At 56.1% G+C, this 17,255-nt stretch carries 18 protein-coding genes and 1 riboswitch; of the genes, 13 read left to right on the forward strand and 5 right to left on the reverse strand.

What is annotated here, in order from left to right:
• Nucleotides 1-25: 25 nt before the first annotated feature.
• From bioB to bioD, 4 genes are read left to right on the forward strand one after another with little or no spacing between them, the layout of a single operon-like run.
• The gene (gene bioB / locus VH86_RS16415; protein ID WP_045816472.1) at nt 26-1,057 is read left to right on the forward strand and encodes a biotin synthase BioB; all 1,032 of its coding nucleotides are present in this window, start codon (nt 26-28) and stop codon (nt 1,055-1,057) included.
• A complete protein-coding gene (gene bioF, locus VH86_RS16420; RefSeq protein WP_045833544.1) occupies nt 1,057-2,208 on the forward strand; it encodes an 8-amino-7-oxononanoate synthase in 1,152 nt (383 codons plus the stop codon). The genes bioB and bioF overlap by 1 nt, the downstream gene beginning before the upstream one ends.
• A complete protein-coding gene (gene bioC / locus VH86_RS16425; RefSeq protein ID WP_045816470.1) occupies nt 2,192-2,947 on the forward strand; it encodes a malonyl-ACP O-methyltransferase BioC in 756 nt (251 codons plus the stop codon). The genes bioF and bioC overlap by 17 nt, the downstream gene beginning before the upstream one ends.
• Complete coding sequence (gene bioD / locus VH86_RS16430; protein ID WP_045833545.1) at nt 2,944-3,615, forward strand: dethiobiotin synthase; 672 nt, start codon at nt 2,944-2,946, stop codon at nt 3,613-3,615. The genes bioC and bioD overlap by 4 nt, the downstream gene beginning before the upstream one ends.
• Nucleotides 3,616-3,816: 201 nt before the next feature.
• On the opposite strand, the gene VH86_RS16435 is transcribed toward bioD, so the two are convergent.
• Nucleotides 3,817-4,533: an ABC transporter ATP-binding protein gene (locus VH86_RS16435; RefSeq protein WP_034821129.1), complete on the reverse strand. Its 717-nt coding sequence runs from the start codon at nt 4,531-4,533 to the stop codon at nt 3,817-3,819.
• A 908-nt stretch (nt 4,534-5,441) separates the two neighbouring features.
• Between VH86_RS16435 and uvrB the strand changes: the two genes are divergently transcribed.
• Entirely contained in the window at nt 5,442-7,463 is a 2,022-nt protein-coding gene (uvrB, locus tag VH86_RS16445; RefSeq protein ID WP_038648108.1) for an excinuclease ABC subunit UvrB, read from the forward strand.
• A 49-nt stretch (nt 7,464-7,512) separates the two neighbouring features.
• Here uvrB and yvcK read toward each other — a convergent pair whose 3' ends face one another.
• Nucleotides 7,513-8,412, reverse strand: a complete 900-nt coding sequence (gene yvcK / locus VH86_RS16450) for a uridine diphosphate-N-acetylglucosamine-binding protein YvcK (RefSeq protein ID WP_034821119.1) — start codon at nt 8,410-8,412, stop codon at nt 7,513-7,515.
• A 194-nt stretch (nt 8,413-8,606) separates the two neighbouring features.
• Nucleotides 8,607-8,741: riboswitch (molybdenum cofactor riboswitch) on the forward strand.
• Between yvcK and moaA the strand changes: the two genes are divergently transcribed.
• The 7 genes from moaA (at nt 8,730) to VH86_RS16485 (ending at nt 13,372) form a co-directional block, all read left to right on the forward strand.
• Nucleotides 8,730-9,716, forward strand: coding sequence for a GTP 3',8-cyclase MoaA (gene moaA / locus VH86_RS16455; protein ID WP_038650214.1), 987 nt, complete (start codon nt 8,730-8,732; stop codon nt 9,714-9,716). (Overlaps the previous riboswitch by 12 nt.)
• A 17-nt stretch (nt 9,717-9,733) precedes the next feature.
• A complete protein-coding gene (gene moaB / locus VH86_RS16460; protein WP_038648106.1) occupies nt 9,734-10,249 on the forward strand; it encodes a molybdenum cofactor biosynthesis protein B in 516 nt (171 codons plus the stop codon).
• A gap of 2 nt (nt 10,250-10,251) precedes the next feature.
• Nucleotides 10,252-10,737, forward strand: a complete 486-nt coding sequence (gene moaC / locus VH86_RS16465) for a cyclic pyranopterin monophosphate synthase MoaC (protein ID WP_038648103.1) — start codon at nt 10,252-10,254, stop codon at nt 10,735-10,737.
• Nucleotides 10,730-10,975 (forward strand): molybdopterin synthase sulfur carrier subunit, encoded by a 246-nt coding sequence (moaD, locus tag VH86_RS16470; protein WP_038648100.1) that lies wholly within the window; start codon nt 10,730-10,732, stop codon nt 10,973-10,975. The genes moaC and moaD overlap by 8 nt, the downstream gene beginning before the upstream one ends.
• Nucleotides 10,976-10,977: 2 nt before the next feature.
• Entirely contained in the window at nt 10,978-11,430 is a 453-nt protein-coding gene (gene moaE / locus VH86_RS16475; RefSeq protein ID WP_045833547.1) for a molybdopterin synthase catalytic subunit MoaE, read from the forward strand.
• A gap of 82 nt (nt 11,431-11,512) precedes the next feature.
• Nucleotides 11,513-12,607 carry a DUF1615 domain-containing protein gene (locus tag VH86_RS16480; protein ID WP_045833548.1) on the forward strand — a complete coding sequence of 365 codons (1,095 nt, stop codon included), beginning with the start codon at nt 11,513-11,515 and terminating at the stop codon, nt 12,605-12,607.
• A gap of 57 nt (nt 12,608-12,664) precedes the next feature.
• Nucleotides 12,665-13,372 (forward strand): Bax inhibitor-1/YccA family protein, encoded by a 708-nt coding sequence (locus VH86_RS16485; RefSeq protein ID WP_038648093.1) that lies wholly within the window; start codon nt 12,665-12,667, stop codon nt 13,370-13,372.
• Nucleotides 13,373-13,552: 180 nt separating this feature from the next.
• Here the strand turns inward: VH86_RS16485 and VH86_RS16490 are convergent, their stop codons facing one another.
• The 3 genes from VH86_RS16490 to VH86_RS16500 are packed head-to-tail and all read right to left on the reverse strand — an operon-like array spanning nt 13,553 to nt 16,529.
• Nucleotides 13,553-14,527: a lysylphosphatidylglycerol synthase domain-containing protein gene (locus tag VH86_RS16490; protein WP_045816464.1), complete on the reverse strand. Its 975-nt coding sequence runs from the start codon at nt 14,525-14,527 to the stop codon at nt 13,553-13,555.
• Nucleotides 14,527-15,771: a cardiolipin synthase ClsB gene (gene clsB / locus VH86_RS16495; RefSeq protein WP_045833549.1), complete on the reverse strand. Its 1,245-nt coding sequence runs from the start codon at nt 15,769-15,771 to the stop codon at nt 14,527-14,529. Before clsB ends, VH86_RS16490 begins: the two co-directional genes overlap by 1 nt.
• Nucleotides 15,768-16,529 carry an endonuclease/exonuclease/phosphatase family protein gene (locus VH86_RS16500; RefSeq protein WP_045833550.1) on the reverse strand — a complete coding sequence of 254 codons (762 nt, stop codon included), beginning with the start codon at nt 16,527-16,529 and terminating at the stop codon, nt 15,768-15,770. The genes clsB and VH86_RS16500 overlap by 4 nt, the downstream gene beginning before the upstream one ends.
• A 176-nt stretch (nt 16,530-16,705) precedes the next feature.
• Between VH86_RS16500 and VH86_RS16505 the strand changes: the two genes are divergently transcribed.
• A complete protein-coding gene (locus VH86_RS16505) occupies nt 16,706-17,098 on the forward strand; it encodes a YbhQ family protein (protein ID WP_034821088.1) in 393 nt (130 codons plus the stop codon).
• The last annotated feature ends 157 nt before the right edge of the window (nt 17,099-17,255 follow it).

The raw sequence follows: 17,255 nt of genomic DNA on the forward strand, positions 1-17,255 counted from the left end.
TGAACCCCTTTTTTTGGAGTAAGCAATGGCAAACCGCTGGACACTGACACAAGCCCAGGCACTGTTCGATAAACCTTTCCTTGAGCTGATGTTCGAAGCGCAGCAAGTTCACCGTCAACATTTTGACCCGCGCCAGGTGCAGGTCAGCACCTTGCTGTCGATCAAAACCGGTGCCTGCCCGGAAGACTGTAAATACTGCCCGCAGAGTGCGCGCTACAAAACCGGGCTGGAGTCCGAGCGGCTGATGGAAGTGGAAGCGGTGCTGGAATCGGCGCGTAAAGCGAAAGCGGCGGGATCCAGCCGTTTTTGCATGGGCGCTGCGTGGAAAAACCCGCACGAACGCGACATGCCGTATCTGGAGCAGATGGTGCAGGGCGTTAAAGCGATGGGCATGGAAACCTGCATGACGTTGGGCACGCTGGATAACAGCCAGGCGGAGCGTTTGGCCGGCGCCGGGCTGGATTTTTACAACCACAACCTTGATACCTCGCCGGAATTCTACGGCAGCATCATCACGACGCGCAGCTATCAGGAACGTCTTGATACGCTGGATAAAGTGCGCGGCGCAGGCATCAAAGTCTGTTCTGGCGGCATCGTCGGCCTGGGTGAAACCGTGAAAGATCGTGCTGGTCTGCTGGTACAGCTGGCGAACCTGCCAACACCGCCAGAAAGTGTGCCTATCAACATGCTGGTGAAAGTGAAAGGCACGCCGCTGGCCGATAACGATGACGTTGAGCCGTTCGACTTTATCCGCACCATCGCCGTGGCGCGCATCATGATGCCATCGTCGCATGTCCGCCTGTCCGCAGGACGTGAACAGATGAGCGAGCAAACTCAGGCGATGTGCTTTATGGCGGGTGCCAACTCGATTTTCTATGGCTGCAAACTGCTGACCACGCCAAACCCGGAAGAGGACAAAGATCTGATCCTGTTCCGCAAGCTGGGTCTTAATCCAGAACATACCGCCACGACTGCCGGTGATAACGAACAGCAGTATCAGCTCAGCGAGCAGCTGGTGCACGCCGATACCGAGCAGTTCTACAACGCGGCGGTGTAATGGTCTGGTCATCACGCATCGAACAGGCGCTGGCGGCGCGACGTGAAGCCGATGGCTGGCGTCTGCGGCGCCGGGTTGAACACAACAGCGTGCGTGAGATAACGCTGGAGGGGCGTACCTACCGCCATTTTTCCAGCAATGATTATCTCGGGCTGAGCCAGCATCCAGCGGTGATTGCGGCCTGGCAACAGGGCGCAGCAGAAGCGGGTGCGGGGGCTGGCGCATCGGGACATGTCACCGGCTATAGCCGTCATCATGCACAACTGGAAGAGCAGCTGGCTGACTGGCTGGGCTACAAGCGTGCGCTGCTGTTTATCTCTGGCTTTGCCGCCAACCAGGCGGTGATCCACCTGCTGGCGGAAAAGCAGGATCGTATCCTTGCCGATAAGCTGGCGCATGCTTCGTTACTGGATGCGGCCAGCCACAGCCCGGCGACGTTACGCCGCTTTGCGCATAATCAGCCAGAGAGCCTGGCGAAGCTGCTGGCTACCCCGTCAGAAGGCGGCACGCTGGTGGTGACGGAAGGCGTATTCAGCATGGATGGTGACAGCGCACCGCTTGCCGCCCTTGCGGAACAGACGCGGCGCGCCAACGGCTGGCTGCTGGTGGATGATGCGCACGGCATTGGCGTATGTGGTGAGCAGGGGCGCGGCAGTTGCTGGCAGCAAGGCGTGAAGCCGGAACTGCTGATTGTCACTTTTGGCAAAGGCTTCGGCGTCAGCGGTGCCGCGCTGCTGTGTGATGATGCCACGGCGGATTATGTCGAGCAATTTTCACGCCATCTCATCTATTCCACCGCGATGCCACCGGCGCAGTGTTGTGCGCTGCTGGCGGCATTGCAGCAAATTCTGCAGGGCGATGCGTTGCGTGAGCGGCTCAACAACCACATTGCGCGGTTCCGCGCCGGTGCCGCTGATTTGCCCTGGCAGCTGATGCCATCGAACAGTGCGATTCAGCCGTTGATCGTCGGTGAAAATAGCGCGGCGCTGGCTTTATCACAACGGCTGGCGCAAGCCGGATACTGGGTCAGTGCTATTCGCCCACCGACCGTACCACCGGGCACGGCACGGCTGCGTATTACGCTCACGGCTGCTCATCATCATGACGATATTGATCGTCTGCTGGAGGCGCTGTATGACGCTGCAGGTTAACAAGCAAGCCGTTGCCAAAGCATTTGGTCGTGCGGCGCAGCATTATGAGCAGCATGCCGAACTGCAACGCCTGAGCGGCGATGCGCTTCTGGCACTGGCGCCTGCGGGCTTCGGGCCACATCTGCTGGATGCGGGTTGTGGTACCGGCTGGTACAGCCGCTACTGGCGCGATCGTGGGCGCGAACTGACGGCGCTGGATCTCTCTAGCGCGATGCTGGATGCCGCACGAGAGCAGCGCTCGGCGCAGCACTATCTGCAAGGCGATATCGATAACCTGCCGCTGCCGGATGCGTGCGTTGATGGTGTATGGAGCAATCTGGCGGTGCAGTGGAGCAGCAATCTGCGTCTGGCGCTGCAGCAGTTCCTGCGCGTCACGCGGCCAGGGGGGAGCGTGCTGTTCTCGACCTTGCTTGATGACTCCCTGCATGAAGTGCATGAAGCCTGGGCTCGGTTAGATGGCCGTCAGCACGCCAACCGTTTTCTCAGTGCAGCGCAGTTCTCTGCCGCTCTCAGTGGTTTACCGGCACAGTGCCAGCCGCAGATTATCACGCTGCATTTCCCCAGCGCGCTGAGTGCCATGCGTTCTCTGAAAGGCATCGGCGCCACGCATCTGCACGACGGACGTGGCGCGCAGCCGCTCACGCGCTCGCAGCTCGCGCAACTGGAGCAGCACTGGCCGCAGGATGCGCAGGGTTATCGCCTTAGTTATCACCTGATGTATGGAGTTTTGCATAAATGACACGCTGGTTTATTACCGGAACGGATACCGAAGTGGGGAAAACGGTCGCCAGTGGCGCACTGTTGCAGGCGGCAAGCGCAGCGGGATTACGTACCGCAGGATACAAGCCTGTGGCATCGGGCTGTGAGATCACCCCTGAAGGCGTGCGCAACAGCGATGCGCTGGCGTTGCAACGCTACAGCAGCCTGACGCTCAGCTATGAGCAGGTTAATCCAGTGGCATTTGTCGAGCCGACGTCACCGCATATTATCAGCGCGGAAGAGGGCAGGCCGATCGCCTTTCCTGCCTTATCCGCCGGATTGCGTGCGCTCGAGCAGCAGGCCGAATGGGTATTGGTAGAGGGCGCGGGTGGCTGGTTTACGCCGTTATCCGAAACGCAGACCTATGCCGACTGGGTCGAAGCAGAACAGCTGCCGGTGATTCTGGTGGTGGGTGTAAAGCTGGGTTGTATTAACCATGCGATGCTGACAGCGGAAGCGGTGAAGGCGCGTGGGTTACGGTTAGCTGGGTGGATTGCCAATGATATTCAGCCGCCGGGTAAGCGACATGCTGAGTATATGGCCACCCTGCGTCAACGTATTGAAGCACCGTTCCTCGGTGAAATTCCCTACCTGGACAGTGAAGCACAACAGGCCGAGTGCGGTCAGTATTTGACGTTGCCGCAGTAATGAGCCGGTTTTAGATGCGCATCCATGCGCACTCTGGTTTATATCGCCCGTAGGATCGTTATGGATGGCGAATCTATCTCAGGAGCGCAACAATGCGCACCTGACGTCATTTCGTCCGTAGGGCTGCCATAGACCCGCACCTTCAATGTCAGATTATGATCCAACATTTTGGGGTGCAGTTGATTGATGGCGACCAGGTCATCAGGTCGCTGTCAGCCACTTATTCACCGTCACATCATCCAGCAAAGCGACCTTACCCTGCGCCACATTGCGACCACGGTGAAGCAGCAGGAAATAGTCTGCCACGCGGCGGATGAAGGAGACATGCTGCTCCAGCAGCAAAATGGTCAGGCCGTAATCGCGATTAAGACGGCGGATCAGGTTGCCCATCTCCTCTTCCAGCCACGGAGACATCCCTTCGGTCGGCTCGTCCAGAATTAGTAGCTTAGGTTGCAGCACTAATGCACGCGCCAGTGCCAACTGCTGCTGTTGATCCATCGGCAATTCGCCACTGCGCTGATGACGCAAGGAATAGAGTGCCGGGAACAGATCAAATACCATTTCAGGAATGGCGCGGCTGCGATCGTCCTGGGCGGCCATCAGCGCGATCATTAAATTATCTTCCACGCTCATCTGCGAAAAGATATGGCGACCTTGCGGCACATAACCGATCCCCATGCGCGCACGCTGTTCAGCGGGCTGCAGCAACAAATTCTCGGGTGGCGAGCCATCTTCCTGCCAGATCATCGAGCCACTGTTAATGGGCAAGCGACCCATAATGCAGTTCACCAGCGTGGTTTTGCCCATGCCAGGACTGCCCAGCACACCCGTACAGGTGCCGGGCGGCAGATCAAGATCCACATCCCACAGGATATGGTTGTGACCGTAAAACTGATTCACCGAACGTAAACTCAGCATCTGACATACTCCTTCCAGATTATTTGCCTGAATGCTCCCGCTCTGTGTCGTCTGGCATACAGTTGTGCACGATTAGGGTGGACACTGCTGTTGTTAGCTCGCAAGGCAAGCCGTATGGACTCGTCACTCCATGGTTAAACTACTGCAATTACCAGGCCAGGTTAGTGGGACGAGGCATTCTGCGTCAGAATCAGGTGAAAGCGGGCTTAAAAGGTGAGTAATGCTTAATAATTCCACTGGGTAATAACCTGGCTGCACTTTGACGGTGCTGAATGCTTAACGTTTCTGGTGCATCTGTTCACTGATAAGGCAATCACTGAAGAAATAAGTGGTCTCAAGGTACGGTTTTTACGACAACAATGGTGCTTGACTTGCGAAAAGGATAGTTAAAGCGGTTTAAGGCAGGCGGAAAAAAAACGCAAAAAAAAATATTTCGCACGCCAGGATAAGAGCGGAGAAAATTATACACAGCTGATGGGCTCGGGGCTGGATTCAGTTATCCACTATTCCTGTGGATAACCTTGTGCATTAGCGACTGAAAACCGTGTGGAAGCGAGGAAATACGCGGCCTGCATACATTATGCTGCGAAACTGGACTTTGAAGTCATTGTCAATAAAATCAGCAGGTTAATTAAAAGCAAGCCTGAGATTTTTCTGCCTTGTCATCGGACTGCAATTTAATGACGCTCTCTTGACAAATGTTAAAAGCGTCACGGCTCTGGGGATAACCTTGCGCAACAAGCTTTTGCCTTTTGCCGCTTAAATTGAACTGAAGCGAAACAGGTGCTTTCCCCGTTATCGTGCAAGATATCTGTAAATATATCCAGTATTTTTTTCTGGCAAAATCGTCATAGCAGAGTAGAATTATCAGCCTGCTCGCTGACATCTTCTGCAGGAACCGCAAAACCATGAGTAAAGCCTTCAAACTCAACTCTGAATTCAAACCTTCAGGCGATCAGCCTGAGGCCATTCGTCGTCTTGAAGAGGGGCTGGAGGATGGTCTCGCACATCAAACCCTGTTGGGGGTAACTGGATCGGGTAAAACCTTTACCATCGCCAACGTGATTGCCGATCTCAATCGCCCGACGATGGTGATGGCACCGAACAAAACGCTGGCGGCGCAGTTGTACGGTGAGATGAAAGAGTTCTTCCCGGATAACGCCGTGGAGTTTTTCGTCTCGTACTACGATTACTACCAGCCTGAAGCCTATGTGCCGAGTTCCGACACCTTTATTGAGAAGGATGCGGCGGTGAACGAACACATTGAGCAGATGCGTCTCTCGGCCACCAAAGCGATGCTGGAGCGCCGCGATGTGATTGTGGTGGCCTCGGTCTCGGCGATTTACGGCCTGGGCGATCCCGATCTCTATCTGAAAATGATGTTGCACTTAACGCGCGGCATGATTATCGACCAGCGCAGCATTCTGCGTCGTCTGGCGGAGCTGCAATATACCCGCAACGACCAGGTGTTCCAGCGTGGCACCTTCCGCGTGCGTGGCGAAGTGATCGACATCTTCCCGGCTGAATCCGACGACATCGGCTTGCGTGTCGAGCTGTTTGACGAAGAAGTTGAGCGCTTGTCGCTGTTCGATCCGCTGACCGGCCAGATTGAGTCCGTGATTCCGCGTTTCACTATCTATCCGAAAACGCACTACGTGACGCCGCGCGAGCGTATTCTGCAGGCGATGGAAGAGATCAAAGTTGAGCTGGTGGATCGCCGTAAGGTGCTGCTGGAGAACAACAAACTGCTGGAAGAGCAGCGCATCAGCCAGCGTACCCAGTTCGATCTCGAAATGATGAACGAACTCGGCTACTGCTCCGGCATTGAAAACTACTCGCGCTATCTCTCGGGTCGCGGTCCGGGCGAGCCACCGCCGACCTTATTTGACTATCTGCCCGCCGATGGTTTGCTGGTGGTGGACGAATCGCACGTTACCATTCCCCAGATTGGCGGCATGTATCGTGGCGACCGCGCACGTAAAGAGACGCTGGTAGAATATGGGTTCCGCTTGCCTTCGGCGCTGGATAACCGTCCGATGCGCTTTGAAGAGTTTGAAGCGCTGGCACCGCAAACCATTTATGTCTCGGCCACGCCGGGTAAATATGAGCTGGAAAAATCCGGTGACGAAGTGATTGATCAGGTGGTACGTCCCACCGGGCTACTGGATCCGATTCTGGAAGTGCGACCGGTCGCCACTCAGGTGGATGACTTACTGTCAGAAATTCGCAAACGCGTGGCGATCAATGAACGTGTGCTGGTCACCACGCTGACCAAACGCATGGCGGAAGATCTTACCGAATATCTGGTGGAGCACGGCGAGAAGGTGCGCTATCTGCACTCCGATATCGATACGGTTGAACGTATGGAGATCATTCGTGATTTGCGTCTCGGTGAGTTCGATGTGCTGGTGGGCATCAACTTACTGCGCGAAGGTCTCGACATGCCGGAAGTGTCGCTGGTGGCGATCCTCGATGCGGATAAAGAGGGCTTCCTGCGTTCCGAACGTTCACTGATCCAGACTATTGGCCGTGCGGCGCGTAACATCAACGGTAAGGCGATTCTGTACGCTGATAAGATCACCCCTTCGATGGAACGCGCGATGGGCGAAACCGAACGTCGTCGAGAGAAGCAGCAGCGTTACAACGAAGAGAATGGCATTGTGCCGCAGGGCCTCAACAAGAAAATCACCGATATTCTTGAGCTGGGCAAAAATGTGGTGAAAACGCGCGGCAAGGGCAAAACTGCCTCACGTGTGGCGGCAGAAGAAGAGGCCAACTATCTGGCGCTGACGCCACAAGCCATGCAGAAGAAAATTCACGAGCTGGAAGTGCAGATGCAGCAGCACGCGCAGAATCTGGAGTTCGAAGAGGCCGCCAGCGTGCGCGACCAGTTGCACCAGCTGCGCGAGTTGTTTATCGCCGCCTCTTAATAGAAGCGTGAGGGTTTGGGTCGTCATCACGCGCACGGCTTTCGCAGGGTCACACCGCCTGAATCGCATGTTCTAATGCAATTCGCAGCAGCTGGCGGTCATGGCGATACTTGATATCGGCGGCCTCCAGCGGTTCGCGTACAATCAGGCGGTCTTCCACACCGCTGACGTCCGCTGACGGGCTAACCACCACGGCATCAATCACTCGCCTGCCAATGGCTTTTTCCATCATCGCCAGTTTATCCGCCACCGTCAGGCTGGCGGCCGGGCTTAACTCGCGTCCAAGATTGCCAATAAACACCATGGTGGCTGGGGTGCGGCGCAGCGCGCGTGCCATCTCCTCCATCAGCAGAATGGGCATTAGGCTGGTGTAAAAACTGCCTGGGCCAATCAGGATCAAATCCGCTTCCGCAATCGCATCCAGTGCTTCTTTAGTGGGAGTAACATTGGGATGCAGCATCAACTCTTGCGGCGGTAGCTTCATCTCATCAATTGCCGTTTCGCCATACACCATATTGCCTTCGCAATCCTGCGCCACCAGGTCTACCGGTTGCTCCGACATCGGAATCAAGAAGGCATCGACTTTGAGCAGATTGCGGATGATGTTGATGGCTTCCAGCGGCCGCACGCTAAGGTGATCAAGCGCCTTCAGCATCAGGTTACCGAGGTTATGGCCGGCCAGTTCACCGTTACCGGCAAAGCGGTATTCAAACATTGCCGACGCCACACTCGGTTCCATGATCAACTGGTTCAGGCAATTACGCATATCTCCCCAGGCAATACCGCCTTCCGAACGACGAATGCGTCCGGTGGATCCGCCGTTATCGGTGGTGGTCACGATGCCGGTCAGGCGTGAGCCCAGCGGTGCCAGCGCCGACATCACACGACCCAGGCCGTGCCCGCCGCCCAGTGCTACCACGCGATCCAAATCTGCCAGGGTACGATTCATGCTGTTCCTTTTAACTGACAACTGCAGGTTGTCGTGCAGTTGAAGTGATGTGTATCAATATCTGTCGCGCATTTTACCGTATCCTGCGGCGAAAATGCGGTGAAAAAACGTTATGTATCAATATATATAGCGAAATTCACTGATGGATGCGAGGGAGAAATCGCGCTACCATTCGAATTAACCGTGTTGTCCACAATGACAACAGACTCCCAAGCCTGGCATGCCTAAGTCATAACGATATGGATGCCTGGCCGCAGCATCGCTGCCAGGGTGCAGAAAGAAATGACTGCATCTCCCGTATTTGGAAAGGTGTTCAGGTGCCACAATTTACAGATGCCTATGCGCGCAGCTTCTACTATCTGCGCCTGTCGGTCACGGATGTGTGTAACTTCCGTTGTACCTACTGTTTACCCGATGGTTATAAACCGAACGGTAATCACAACAAAAGTTTCCTCTCGCTGGACGAGATTCGCCGCGTGACGCGTGCCTTTGCGGCCGCGGGCACGGAAAAAGTGCGTCTCACCGGCGGCGAACCCTCCATGCGTCGCGACTTCACCGATATCATCGCTGCGGTGCGCGAAAACGATGCCATTCGCCAGATCGCCATGACCACCAACGGCTACCGAATGGCGCGAGACGTGCGCGCGTGGCGTGATGCCGGGCTCACCCACATTAACGTCAGTGTCGATAGCCTTGATGCGCGCCAGTTTCACGCCATCACCGGCCAGGACAAATTCGCGGAAGTGATGGCCGGAATTGATGCCGCGTTTGACGCCGGGTTCGAGAAGGTCAAAGTCAACAGCGTGCTGATGCGCGATCTCAACAGCCACAGCCTGGCGACCTTCCTCGACTGGATCCGCACCCGTCCGATTCAGCTGCGCTTTATCGAACTGATGGAAACCGGCGAGGGCGGTGATCTGTTCCGGCGTCATCACATCTCGGGTGAAGTGATTCGCGATCAGCTGATCATGCAGGGTTGGCAACGCCAGTCGCGCGGTCGCAGTGACGGACCTGCGCAGGTGTTCCGCCATCCTGACTATCAGGGTGAAGTCGGTTTGATCATGCCTTATGAAAAAGATTTCTGCGCCAGTTGCAACCGTCTGCGCGTGTCAGCCATGGGTAATCTTCATCTGTGCCTGTTTGGCGACGGCGGTGTTCCGCTGCGCGATTTACTGGCATCCGATGCCCAGCAGAGTGAGTTACAGGCGCGTATTGCCCACAGTCTCGGACAGAAAAAGCAGACGCACTTCCTGCATCAGGGCAACACCGGCATCACACAAAACCTCTCCTTCATTGGCGGCTAAACACAGGAGTTACAGCCATGGGTAAACCTACCGGCGAGTTTGTCGCCTTGAATGTGGCGGTGATGACCGTCTCGGACAGCCGTGATACCAGCAATGATAGCTCGGGCGACTACTTGCGTGAGGCACTGACAGAAGCCGGGCATCAGGTGGTGGATCGCGCGATCGTGCCTGATAACCGTTACCGCATTCGCGCCACGGTGTCGCGCTGGATTGCCAGCGATGATGTGCAGGTGGTGATCGTCAACGGCGGCACCGGCTTTAACAGCAAAAACAGTACGCCGGAAGCGCTGCTGCCGCTGTTTGATCGGGAAATTGACGGTTTTGGCGAACTGTTCCGCATGATCTCATACGAAGAGATTGGCAGTTCCACGCTGCAATCACGCGCGGTGGCCGGGCTGGCGAATCAGACGCTGATTTTTGCCGTGCCGGGATCGACCAACGCCTGCCGCAGCGGCTGGGAACGCATCATTGAAGAACAGCTGGATGCACGCACGCGCCCTTGTAATTTTGTCTCTCATTTGAAGAAGTTGTAAGCATGTCATCATTAACTCATATCAATGCCGCTGGCGAAGCCCACATGGTGGATGTCTCCGGTAAAAACGAAACAGTGCGTGAAGCCCAGGCCGAAGCGCTGGTGCTGATGAGCGCGGAAACGCTGCAGATGATCATCGACGGCAGCCATCATAAAGGCGATGTGTTCGCCACGGCACGCATCGCCGGGATCCAGGCCGCGAAACGCACCTGGGAGTTGATCCCGCTGTGCCATCCGCTGATGTTGAGCAAGGTGGAAGTGACGCTGGTGGCCGAGCCTGAGCACAACCGCGTGCGCGTAACCTCGCGTTGCCGTCTGACCGGAAAAACCGGCGTGGAAATGGAAGCGCTGACCGCCGCATCGGTGGCCGCGCTGACCATTTACGACATGTGCAAAGCGGTGCAGAAAGATATCGTGATCGATCAGTTGCGTTTGCTCAGTAAAAGCGGCGGCAAATCCGGCGATTTTCAGGCGGTGGCACATGATTAAGGTGCTGTTTTTCGCCCAGGTCCGTGAATTGACCGGCACCAGCACGCTGGAGCTGGCACCGGAGTATCAGGATGTCGCCACGCTGCGAGCCGCGCTGGCCAGCAAGAACGATCGCTGGGCGCTGGCGCTCGAATCCGGCAAGTTGCTGGCAGCGGTCAATCAGACGCTGGTGCCGATGACTCATCCACTGCGTGCGGGTGATGAAGTGGCATTCTTCCCGCCGGTCACCGGAGGATGAGCATGGCCACACGTATTCGCGTTGGCGTAGAGCCTTTTGATGTCGGCGAGGAGTATCGCCAACTCGCCGCGCATGACAGTGATGGCGCGGTGGTCACCTTTACCGGCAAAGTGCGCAATCACAATCTCGGTGACAGCGTGGCCGCTTTAACCCTGGAACACTATCCGGGTATGACGGAAAAAGCGCTGGCAGAAATTGTCGAAGAGGCGCGTCAGCGCTGGGCGTTGCAGCAGGTGACGGTGATTCATCGCGTGGGCGAACTGTTTCCCGGCGATGAAATTGTGTTTGTGGGAGCGAGCAGCGCCCATCGCAGTAGCGCGTTTGCCGCCACCGAATTCATCATGGACTACCTGAAAACCCGCGCGCCGTTCTGGAAGCGTGAAGCCACTGAACAGGGCGATCGTTGGGTCGATGCGCGCGACAGTGACCATCAGGCCGCCGATCGCTGGAAGTAGCGCGTAAAACCGACCAGCTCTGATAGCCGTAGCGAGTTGAAAACGTTAAGGTACGGGTTTTGCTGGCCTGTCAGGGAACAAGATGAATACCACTAAATTGCTCAAAGGCGCGGCGCTGCTCACCGCGCTGGTACTGGCCGGATGTAGTACCAAAAAAGAACCGCAGGCACCTGCGCGTCAACCTGCCGACGTCAAATCCCAAATTCAGAAGTTACTGCCGAACGATGTCAGCCAAAAAAGCGCCTGGGCGGACGACATCTACACGGCATTTCGCGTCCAGCAGATCGATCCCAGCGCCAGTAACGTCTGCGCGGTGATCGCCGTCACCGATCAGGAGTCCAATTTCAGTGCTGATGCGGCGGTGCCAGGTTTACCCAAAATCGCCTGGGGTGAAATTGACCGCCGCGCCGCCAAAGTTCATGTCCCCGCGTTCTTAGTGCGCACCGCCTTACTGATTAAATCGCCCACCGGGGAAAGCTACGCCGCGCGACTGGATAAGGTGCGCAGTGAGAAAGAGCTGAGCGCAATTTTCGATGATTTTATCGACATGGTGCCGATGGGGCAGAAGCTGTTTGGCAATCTCAATCCGATTCACACCGGCGGCCCGATGCAGGTCAGCATTGAATTTGCTGAAGCACATGCCAAAGGCTATCCGTACGCGATTGATGGCTCGATTCGTCGTGAGGTGTTTACCCGCCGAGGCGGCATCTACTTTGGCACGCTGCATCTGCTCGGCTATCCGGCGGATTACAGCCAGATGCTGTACCGTTTTGCCGATTTCAATGCCGGTTGGTACGCCAGCCGCAACGCCGCTTTCCAGGCAGCCGTGGCGCGCGCCAGCGGCATCAAACTGGCGCTGGATGGTGATCTGATTATGTACGGTAGCGAGCAAGCGGGTTCCACCGAATTAGCGGTACGCACGCTGAGCAAGCAACTGGACATGAGCAATCGGGAAATCCGTCGCGACCTGGAGAAGGGCGATACGGAAAGCTTCAGCAACAGCACGCTCTGGAAGCAGACGTTTATTCTGGCTGATAAAATGGCCGGTAAACGTCTGCCGCGTGAAATGCTGCCGGGCATTAAACTGGAAAGCCCCAAGATTACCCGCAACCTGACTACCGCCTGGTTTGCCCAGCGCGTAAATGGCCGATATCAGCAGTGCTTGACGCGCCGTTGACGCAATGCGGTGTAGACTCCACACTTAGAGCGTTTGTCTAACTTAAAGAGGTGCATCATGGACCGATATCCACGTAATAATTCTATCGTGCAGCAGGCGTCCACCGGGCTGCAGGCGTATATGGCGCAGGTTTATGGCTGGATGACTTGCGGCTTGCTGCTAACCGCCTTTGTCTCCTGGTTTGCAGCGCGCACGCCGGCGGTGATGGAGCTGGTGTTTGCCAATCGCATCACCTTCTTCGGGCTGATCATTGTGCAGCTGGCGGTGGTCTTTGTGCTGTCGGGCATGGTGCATCGCCTGAGCAGTACCTTAGCCACCGGGTTGTTTATGCTCTATTCGGCGCTGACGGGCCTGACGCTGGCCAGCATTTTCCTCGTCTACACCTACTCCTCGATTGCCAGCACCTTCTTCGTGACGGCAGGGATGTTCGGTGCCATGAGCTTCTACGGTTACACCACCAAGCGTGATCTTAGCCGCTTTGGCAGCCTGCTGTTTATGGCGCTGATTGGTATCGTGCTGGCGTCTCTGGTGAACTTCTGGCTGAAAAGCCCGGCGCTGATGTGGGCGATCACCTATATCGGCGTAGTGGTGTTTGTCGGTCTGACCGCTTATGACACCCAGAAGCTGAAATCGATTGGCGAGACCATTGACGTCAATGACAAAGAGAACCTGCGTCGTTACTCAATCATGGGTGCATTGACGCTGTATCTCGACTTCATCAACCTGTTCCTGATGCTGCTGCGTATTTTCGGCAACCGCCGTTAACCTCCGCTCACCGCTTCTGGCTTGTGTGAATGCGCCTCCTACAACCTCCGAACAGGATGCGTGTAGGGGGCGAAATTGATTTTGGCCCGCGCGCATCAATGTCGACCGTATCCATCTGCACCGCATTTTTTAGAGGGCGCCATTGATGGTGCCCTCTGCGTGTGAGTACCTTCTCTTCGGTTATCCCGCGTCCGATTTCGCCATCTTGCGCTCATTCTTCTGCCGCAGATGTTTTGCACGGCTCTCCAGCACCAGATACAACATCAGCGCCAGCAGCAGCGGCAAAATAAAGTAGAGCACGCGATAAGCCAGCAGGGCGGCAATAATGGTTCCGTGCGAAACATGCTCGCCAGCCAGTAGCGCCAGAAACACCGCTTCCAGCACCCCGATGCCCGCAGGAATATGAATGATCACCCCAGCGATACTGCTGATCAGTAACACCCCCAGCACTTGCGGGTAATCCACCTGTCGCGCCAGCAGCAGCCAGATAATGGTGCCCATCACCAGCCAGTTTGCACTGGAGACGGCAAACTGAATCAGCGCCATACGTAGCGACGGCAACTGTAAATGCTGCCCCTTGACTGTCCAGCGGCGTTTTTTCGCAAAGGCGCAGGCCCATAAATAAATCGCGACCAGCGCTAATAACACGGCACCTATAATGCGCAGAGTGCTTTCGCCGATAAACCAGCGCGGCGGAATCGGCACCATGCCCGCGACAAACACCACGCCCGCCAGCAAAAGATAGCCAAGCCAGTTGGTGGCGATACTCATGGAAAAGATGCGCGTTATAGTGCCGCCGGGCAGGCCGAGACGGGAATAGAGACGATAACGCATTGCCACGCCGCCCACCCAGGTACTGAGCGTCAGGTTGAAGGCGTAACAAATAAACGACACCAGCATCACCTGACGCTTGGCCAGTTTGTGACCGCAGTAGGCGCGGCCGATCAAGTCATACACGCCATAGGTGAGATAGCTGACCACCACCAGCGCCGCCGCGCCCAGTACCACATAGCGGTTATAGCCGACGATCACCTGATAAACGTCCTGCCAGTTCACTTTGCGCGCATAGATCACCAGCAGCACGATTACCGCAATAAAGAACAGCCAGGTAAGGATTTTCTTTGCCCATTGCCAGCGCGAATGTTTTTTGCTCATCAGGGTTTCGCTCCTTCGTTGCCGGTTTCGACCCGATCCTGGGTTTCCATTTCCGGTTGAACCGGGGGATCAACCTGCGCCAGCGAAGGCGTGTGCGCGGGCAACCAACCGGCAATGGCCGGGAAGTGACGCAGGAAATGGAACACAATCACGCTTTTGGTGAGATGCCACCAGGTGCGCGGCGGCAGTTTGTCATCCTGCACGCGCACACAATCGTGCTGAAGCAAGGCTTCCAGATTGTCACGCAGCGTCTGATTGAAAGTGCGATCGTGCACGATGAGATTGGCTTCCAGATTGAGTGATAAACTCAGGGGATCGAGATTGCTGGAGCCTACCGTGGCCCAGTGCTGATCCTGCACCGCAATTTTGCCGTGCAACGGGCGGCGGCAATATTCGTAGACTTCAACCCCGGCATCCACCAGATAGTTGTAAAGCAATTCGGCGCCCACTTTGACAATGGGCATATCCGGTTCGCCCTGCACGATCAGCCGCACGCGCACACCTCTTTGTGCTGCACTGCGCATTTCACGTAACAGTCGATAGCCGGGGAAGAAATAGGCATTGGCGATGATCACATCCTGCTTTGCCTTGCGCAGCATATCGAGATAGTGCTGTTCAATGTCGTCGCGATGGTCATCGTTATCGCGATAGACAAACAGCACTTGCGCATCGCCGGGCATGGCGTTGACCGCCAGTCGCTGCGAACGTCCTCCCCACCAGCGCCGTGTGGTCTGTTTGCTGCCGATGGCCTGCTGCACATAGCGAGCAATATCCAGCACCACCGGTCCCGTTACCTCGACCGCATAATCCTGCTTCGCTTCCGGGCCGTAATCGGTATTGTGTTCCGCGGAGAAGTTGATGCCGCCGACGAAGGCGAGGGCATCATCCACCACCACGATTTTACGGTGCAGGCGACGGAAGACATTGGTGCGCATGCCCAGCACCAGCGGGCGCGGATCGTAATAGAGAAAACGCACGCCGGCTTCGGTTAGCGTGTTCACAAACGCGTCGGAGAGATCGTGTGAGCCATAGCCATCCACCATCACTTCGACCTTCACACCCCGCTGCGCTGCCGCCAGCAGATCGCTATGCAGCGCATTGCCGACGTCGTCTTCAAACAGAATAAACGTCTCCAGCAACAGTGAGCGCTCGGCACGTTGAATCGCGGCTGAAACGCAGGGAAAGAATTGATCGCCGTTCTCCAGCAACCGTAATTGATTGCCTTCACGCCAGCTGAAATTCATAGAAAAATCTCCACGGCCAAAGGAGCATGATCGGAAAGGTGTGACCAGGGTTTCACTGGCAGCGCCCAGGGCTGACTGACGGTGGCGTTGCGGATATAAATGCGATCAAGCCGCAACAGCGGAAAACGTGCCGGGAAGGTGCGTGCCGGGCGGCCATTTTTCATGCTGAACACTTCCTGCAATCCCGCGCTGCGCTTCAGGAAGCGGTTGGCACGCACCTGCCAGTCGTTGAAATCCCCGGCTACCACCAGCGGCGCATCATGTGGCAGGGCGTTGATGCGATCGCTCAACATCTTCATCTGCGCCTGGCGATGCTGCGCTTTAAGCCCTAAATGCACACAGATGACATGCAGCGGATCGGGGCGATCCGGCAGGCGAATCTGACAGTGCAACATGCCGCGCTTTTCGCTTCCCGCCACAGAAATATCGAGATTTTCATATTCAACAATAGGGAAACGTGACAATATCGCGTTCCCGTGATGTCCCTCGGGATAAACTGCGTTACGGCCATAGGCAAAATCATGCCACATGGTATCGGCCAGATACTCGTAATGAGAGTTTTCCGGCCAGTTCTCAATGTGCAGCGAATGGATAGCGTGGGTGCCCATCACCTCTTGCAGGAAGACAATATCCGCCGAGGTGGCGCGGACAGCGTCGCGCAATTCCGGCAGGATAAAGCGGCGGTTAAAGCTGGTGAACCCCTTGTGGGTATTGATCGTCAGGACTTTAAATGAAAATCCTTGCGTGTTTTGTGGCATACTTCGACGCGCTCCTTTTCATCATCAACAGCACAAAGTGTAGTCTTTGTCACAAATGGGTGGTGAAGGGCGCAGAAAATTAGGGCGTTATCCGAAATTTGCTTTACATTGAGGAAATCCGTCTGGCCGCAGCCAGATACACTTGGGCGACCTGTTGGGTCTGCCAGGAGAAGAGAATGAAATGGTCTAATCGTGTTCAGATCGTTACCGGTCAAACCTGTTTGCACATTGCCATGCACCTGCTGGTGATTGCCGCGCTGGTTTGGGGCTGGAAGCACAAGGCGCTGGTTGAAGTGAGCAGTACCCTGGTAGCAGCTTATGCAGTGGTGTTTATCGCCATGCTGGCTCTGCAGCGTAGTGCCCGTTTACGTCGCATGGGTGACGCGCTGGAAGAAGTCACGACAACGTATTACTTCGGCGCAGCGATGTTGACGCTGTTCCTGATCTCTCGCTTCATCCATAACAACCTGTTGATCGGTTGCCTGGGCGTGGTGATGTTGGTCGGGCCGGCACTGGTGTCACTGCTGGCGAAAGAACCCGCGCATCGCGTGGAGAAAAAACGCAGCTAAGCTCAAGCTCAGTAGCGAACAGAAAGGAGCCGAATGCGGCTCCTTTTTTGTTATGCGCCGCGCGATAACGGGCGCGGTGAGCAACGGCACCACGCTTGCCACGTCAGGAAGATTACCCACATCATGTTACAGTGCCGTGACTATTGTCAGTCGCGGT

The organism is Pantoea sp. BL1 (assembly GCF_000963985.1).
GTDB classification, from domain to species: Bacteria; Pseudomonadota; Gammaproteobacteria; order Enterobacterales; family Enterobacteriaceae; genus Pantoea; species Pantoea rwandensis_B.

Bases quoted from the DNA above. Each gene is read 5' to 3' on its own strand.
- VH86_RS16490 (WP_045816464.1), bottom strand. From the start codon at position 14,527: ATGAGCAAAAAACATTCGCGCTGGCAATGGGCAAAGAAAATCCTTACC.
- uvrB (WP_038648108.1), top strand. From the start codon at position 5,442: ATGAGTAAAGCCTTCAAACTCAACTCTGAATTCAAACCTTCAGGCGAT.
- VH86_RS16500 (WP_045833550.1), bottom strand. From the start codon at position 16,529: ATGCCACAAAACACGCAAGGATTTTCATTTAAAGTCCTGACGATCAAT.
- bioC (WP_045816470.1), top strand. From the start codon at position 2,192: ATGACGCTGCAGGTTAACAAGCAAGCCGTTGCCAAAGCATTTGGTCGT.
- bioB (WP_045816472.1), top strand. From the start codon at position 26: ATGGCAAACCGCTGGACACTGACACAAGCCCAGGCACTGTTCGATAAA.
- VH86_RS16485 (WP_038648093.1), top strand. From the start codon at position 12,665: ATGGACCGATATCCACGTAATAATTCTATCGTGCAGCAGGCGTCCACC.
- VH86_RS16480 (WP_045833548.1), top strand. From the start codon at position 11,513: ATGAATACCACTAAATTGCTCAAAGGCGCGGCGCTGCTCACCGCGCTG.
- clsB (WP_045833549.1), bottom strand. From the start codon at position 15,771: ATGAATTTCAGCTGGCGTGAAGGCAATCAATTACGGTTGCTGGAGAAC.
- yvcK (WP_034821119.1), bottom strand. From the start codon at position 8,412: ATGAATCGTACCCTGGCAGATTTGGATCGCGTGGTAGCACTGGGCGGC.
- moaD (WP_038648100.1), top strand. From the start codon at position 10,730: ATGATTAAGGTGCTGTTTTTCGCCCAGGTCCGTGAATTGACCGGCACC.
- bioF (WP_045833544.1), top strand. From the start codon at position 1,057: ATGGTCTGGTCATCACGCATCGAACAGGCGCTGGCGGCGCGACGTGAA.
- moaC (WP_038648103.1), top strand. From the start codon at position 10,252: ATGTCATCATTAACTCATATCAATGCCGCTGGCGAAGCCCACATGGTG.
- bioD (WP_045833545.1), top strand. From the start codon at position 2,944: ATGACACGCTGGTTTATTACCGGAACGGATACCGAAGTGGGGAAAACG.
- VH86_RS16505 (WP_034821088.1), top strand. From the start codon at position 16,706: ATGAAATGGTCTAATCGTGTTCAGATCGTTACCGGTCAAACCTGTTTG.
- VH86_RS16435 (WP_034821129.1), bottom strand. From the start codon at position 4,533: ATGCTGAGTTTACGTTCGGTGAATCAGTTTTACGGTCACAACCATATC.
- moaB (WP_038648106.1), top strand. From the start codon at position 9,734: ATGGGTAAACCTACCGGCGAGTTTGTCGCCTTGAATGTGGCGGTGATG.
- moaE (WP_045833547.1), top strand. From the start codon at position 10,978: ATGGCCACACGTATTCGCGTTGGCGTAGAGCCTTTTGATGTCGGCGAG.